Below are 4,453 nucleotides of genomic sequence, written 5' to 3' on the forward strand. Positions count from 1 at the left end.
CCGCGGGCGGTTCCGACGATGATCTGATGCGCCTCGCCGGGTGGCGGTCGCCACAGATGCTGCAACGCTACGGCGCGTCGGCCGCGGACGAGCGCGCCCGGGACGCCCACCGACGGCTCAGCCCGGGCGATCAGCTGTGACCCGAGGCGCAGCACCAACGACTGAGTAGCGGGGTCCTGTCTAGCGTGCGACGCGGTAGCGGAGGTAGACGACGCCCGAGTTGAAGGTGCGGTGCTCGACGAGTTCGAGGTCCGCGCGGCGTTCGTGGTGGGGGAAGTAGGGGATGCCGCCGCCGACCAGGACCGGGTAGACCATGGTCCGGTACTCGTCGATCAGGTCCAACGCGGCGGCCTCGGCGGCCAGCGTTGCGCCGCCGATCGCGATGTCGCCGTCGCCGGGTTCAGTTCGCAGCCGTTCGATCTCGTCGGCCAGGCCGCCGGTGGCCAGGCGGGCGGTGCCCTGCACGTCAGACCGGGTGGTGGAGAACACGACCTTTGGGAGCGGGTTCCACAGCGCGGCCCACTCGAGCTCGGCGTCGTCGAGGGAGGGGTTCTGGTCGGCGGTCTCCCAGTACAGCATGGTTTCGTACAGCCGTCGTCCCATGAGGTGGACGTCGACGTGTCGGATCTGGTCGATCCAGAAGCGGAAGACGTCGTCGTCGGGTACGGTCCAGTTGAAGTCGCCGTCGGGGCCGACGATGTAGCCGTCGAGTGAGACGTTCATCGAGTAGGTCACGCTGCGCATCAGCAGTCCTTCGGTCGCGGGTGCAACAGTACGACTGCCGGCCGTCGCACGACTCATCGCGGCTCGCGGGCTCGCCGCTACCCGCCTACACCCCGCAACTCCGAAGCGCCTCGAGTGCGAGCATCCTTACGACGCACGACCGCGCGAGACGATCGACGCCGCGTGGACGTTCGCCCGCGGTGCCAAGCGAAGCAAGGTTCAGCGCGGGGCGGCGTGGGCGGCGATCAAGGCGGCGAACGACGCAGGCAGCGCCGCCGCACGGAATGCAGCGCGCACGGCGATGAGCGCGGCATCGGCCGCTACCCGCCCCACTGGCCGACGCCAACCAGGTCAAGTACATCCTCGGGGCAGCCGCACATGCGGCGCGAGCAGCCGAGCTCATCGCCGGTGGCGACCGACTGTCGGTGCCGAGCGCATCGAGCAAGCGCGACGCCGCGCGACACCCGCACTCGTCGATGTGCTCACGCGTTACCCGGCGGCACCCAGTGGTGGAGGATGCGTCGACGACCTGCTCCGCGATCTGGACGCCGCGCTCCGGCGCCGACCGTGGAGGCATAGCGTCGTCGACGCGGTGCACGCGGCCATGGCGGTCGGTCGTCCGGTGAACCGCGCGGCGGACATCGAGGTGCTCGAGCCCGCTCGCGTAGACCGTGCCCGGACGCCGAATGAGCGCTTGCACGCCAGTGGCACGGCCTCGGACACAGACCGTCGCGATCCGACCCGCCTGGAACGCTGCACCATCGGGTGACGCCGCACAGCACACATCCGCCACTGGCACAAGTACGTCGACGGGGCGCTGCCGGTGCCGCGGCGCTTCTACTTCCGTGACGGAGCGGTCGCCGCGAACATCACCGAGTTCCACCGGCACGTGCGCTTCTGTGACCCCTCGGTCATCAACTACCACGCCGGTCGCACGGACTTCTGGCGGTGGATCAGCGACGTGCTGCAGGACCACGACCTCGCGGCGCGGATGCACGTGATCGAACGGCAGCTGGACACCGTCGACGACGGCGACGCCATCCGCGGTGAGGTGGTCGGGCCGTCGGCTCGCGCGACCTGAGCTGAGCCACCGTCAGCGAAACGGCTCACGTTGGCCACAATTCAAGCAGGCGTCACGGCGGCACGACCCCTGGTCCTCAGGGGACGATCACCGTCGGACCGCACGCGTGGTGCAGGCACTGATGGCTGACCGAACCGAACGGCATGTCGGACAGCGGACCGCCGCCGCGCGTGCCAATGACCAGCAGGCGGTCACTGCCGGACAGCTCGAGCAGCCTGCCGGCAGGTGTGCCGCGAACGACCACCGTCTCCACTGTCACCGTGTCGTGTTCCAGACCCCGCACGATGGCTTCCGCGGCGTGCCGGGCGGCTGCTTCCGCCTCCGGCGTCGCCGGCACGGTGGGCTGGTAGGCGTGGGCGACGGTCAAAGACACCGACCGACGTCGGGCCTCGTCGACCGCCCACAGCAGCGCGCGGTGCGCAGCAGGTGAGCCGTCCACCCCAACCACCAGCGGACGTCTTGCGTCCATGTCTTCGGGCCCGCCGCCGTCGGCGCCGATCACCGCTACCGGCACCGGCGAGTGCGCCGCGGTGCGGTAGCCGGTGGATCCCAACCGCAGTCGATGGAACCCTTCTGCGTCCCGGGCACCGACGACGAGGAGATCGGCGTCGACCGCGGCGGCGATGAGACCGCTACTGGGCACCGCCCTGACGGCGGTCGTCGCGGCTCTCCACGTGACGCGATCGAGCGCGTCACGGTTGCGGATCGTGATCGCCTCGAGCCGTGTGTCGGCGAGCTGCTGCTCCTGGGCGCGGGTCACGGGACCACTGCCGTGTGCGATGAAGCAGTGGACGACCTCGACGGCAGACGATCGCAGTCGGGCCTCACGCACCGCCCACCGCAGCGCGCGGTCGGCCGGTGGTGAGCCGTCGACGCCGACGACGATGCGACCCACTTCAGGCGGGTCGGGGGTCGGCGACCGGGCCCACAGCGCTCAGTCGACGAGGTCGGCGACGGGCTGGTGGGTCACGCCTTCGATGTCGTCTGCAGCGGCATGGAGCAGCTGATGCGCGAGGTCCGACAGTGCTCTGGCGGCGGCGAGCTCATCACCGATCTCGGGTACGTCGGCGTCATTCGGGTGCTTGCGTGCCTCACCGCGGCCGCGCAGGTCGGTGGCGTCCTGCGTGTGCAGCCGTGCCTCGGCGTGGGTGTGCCCCCCCTCGTCTTCGGGGTGCTCACTGAGATAGATCTCGACGGTCCAACGCTTCGCGGCCGGCATGTCCCTCTCCTCCGGTGATCATCGAGCCGATGCCTGAGCATCCCACGCGGCGCCGGCGCCGTGCAGGGTACAACGGCCCGGCGTCCGGACGCACCCGGCCAGTGACTGCGGACGGTTCCACGCTGGTCCGCCCCTCGACGGCAGATGGCGGGGAAAGCCACATCATCCACCCGCCGACCGGCCCGATTCCAACCCCGGCAGACTCCAGTGGGGGCGAAGGTCTCGACAGGCAGGACCGAACGGCCTGGCACCGTGCTCAACCCGTGGGACACTAGGGATCGGACCGACGGGGAATGATCACCCCACCGGCAGGTCGGACGAGCGCCGCCCAGGGCGCTTGCCGCGGACCATGGACAACGCGGACGGCCTCACGTAGGTCCGACCACCCTGGGAAGGAACCGGCAGAGCCCCGGACGACCGATCCCCGGAGGGATCACGGCCGGGGCTCCGCTCGTTCGTGCACGCCGGTTCGGCGGTGTGCGCACACCCATGCCGAACCGCCGCCGCGCGAGCGTTCCCAACGTGAGGTCCTGCTGGCCAGCCCGGATGGACAAGCGCTGCCTGACGAGATCACCGCACGAACGGCTGCTGGTCACGATCGGCGACGACGGTGTGATGCAGACCTCGCCCGAGAGGTTCGCGACCGGGAGACCACACACCTCGGTGAATGCCTCGAGCACGTCGCGCGCCGTCATCGCCGTGCCTTCGCAGGATGTCGGGCTCGACCCTGGGCACCGATGAGGACGAGGCAGGGGCGTCATGCGAAGGTCCCACGTCGCGTAGAAACAACGCCCTCGACCGCATATGCGACCTGTCCGACAATGGAGGCGAACAGCAGCAACCGAAAGCGGGACGGCGATGAGGACGTGCGCGCGACTGTCGGTGACCGACTGGTGATCAAGCGGCACCGCGTCGGCGAGCCTGATCGGGACGCCGAGATACTCGAACTCAGAGGACGCGACGGCCAGCCGCCGCATGTGGTGCGCTGGTCCGACGACGCCGGATCGGTTACGTCCTCCCAGGATCCGACGCGTTCGTGCAGCACTTCGAGCACGACCAGTGACCGCGGTCGTATCGAGACCGGCACGGGACCTCGAGCGTGTGGAGCCGGCTGGGCGCAACACGACTTCGGCAACCTGGGTTACAGGCGTTCGACCAGCGCGTTCGTCATGACAGAGGAGCGGTGAGGATGCCAAACGGAGTGATGTTGTGGTTCGACGCCGGATCGGGTGACGGCCGCATCGAGGCCTCTGGCCGCCAGTACCCGGTGCACGAGCACGACGTGGAGCCTCGCGCCCGCACCGCCGGCGCACGTGTGCACTTCGACGTCGAGCGCGTCAAGGGCGTGCCCGTCGCCGTCCGCGTCACGGCGGTCCCTGGCACGCGGACGACGACGCGGCAGCGGCGGTACGGGGACCTGACCGGCGCCC

Annotated in this window: 5 protein-coding genes; 2 read left to right on the top strand and 3 right to left on the bottom strand. The window is 69.9% G+C overall.

Features of this window, described 5'->3' with window-relative positions; translation table 11 throughout:
* Window positions 1–180: 180 nt before the first annotated feature.
* On the bottom strand, window positions 181–744 hold the full coding sequence (locus VFZ70_16030) for a dihydrofolate reductase family protein (protein HEX6257317.1): 564 nt from the start codon (window positions 742–744) through the stop codon (window positions 181–183).
* An 802-nt stretch (window positions 745–1,546) separates the two neighbouring features.
* On the opposite strand from VFZ70_16030, the gene VFZ70_16035 reads away from it, so the two are divergent.
* A complete protein-coding gene (locus VFZ70_16035; GenBank protein ID HEX6257318.1) occupies window positions 1,547–1,804 on the top strand; it encodes a hypothetical protein in 258 nt (85 codons plus the stop codon).
* A gap of 76 nt (window positions 1,805–1,880) precedes the next feature.
* Here the strand turns inward: VFZ70_16035 and VFZ70_16040 are convergent, their stop codons facing one another.
* Together VFZ70_16040 and VFZ70_16045 are read right to left on the bottom strand one after the other, a co-directional pair.
* Window positions 1,881–2,699: a universal stress protein gene (locus VFZ70_16040; GenBank protein HEX6257319.1), complete on the bottom strand. Its 819-nt coding sequence runs from the start codon at window positions 2,697–2,699 to the stop codon at window positions 1,881–1,883.
* 39 nt (window positions 2,700–2,738) lie between these two features.
* Window positions 2,739–3,023, bottom strand: a complete 285-nt coding sequence (locus VFZ70_16045; GenBank protein ID HEX6257320.1) for a DUF1876 domain-containing protein — start codon at window positions 3,021–3,023, stop codon at window positions 2,739–2,741.
* 1,189 nt (window positions 3,024–4,212) lie between these two features.
* On the opposite strand from VFZ70_16045, the gene VFZ70_16050 reads away from it, so the two are divergent.
* Window positions 4,213–4,453: hypothetical protein (locus VFZ70_16050; GenBank protein ID HEX6257321.1), on the top strand; the 241-nt coding region annotated here is incomplete at its 3' end.

This window comes from Euzebyales bacterium (genome assembly GCA_036374135.1).
Taxonomy (GTDB): domain Bacteria; phylum Actinomycetota; class Nitriliruptoria; order Euzebyales; family JAHELV01; genus JAHELV01.

Excerpts from the sequence above, each read along its gene's own strand:
- VFZ70_16030 (HEX6257317.1), bottom strand. The coding sequence starts at position 744 with ATGCGCAGCGTGACCTACTCGATGAACGTCTCACTCGACGGCTACATC.
- VFZ70_16045 (HEX6257320.1), bottom strand. The coding sequence starts at position 3,023 with ATGCCGGCCGCGAAGCGTTGGACCGTCGAGATCTATCTCAGTGAGCAC.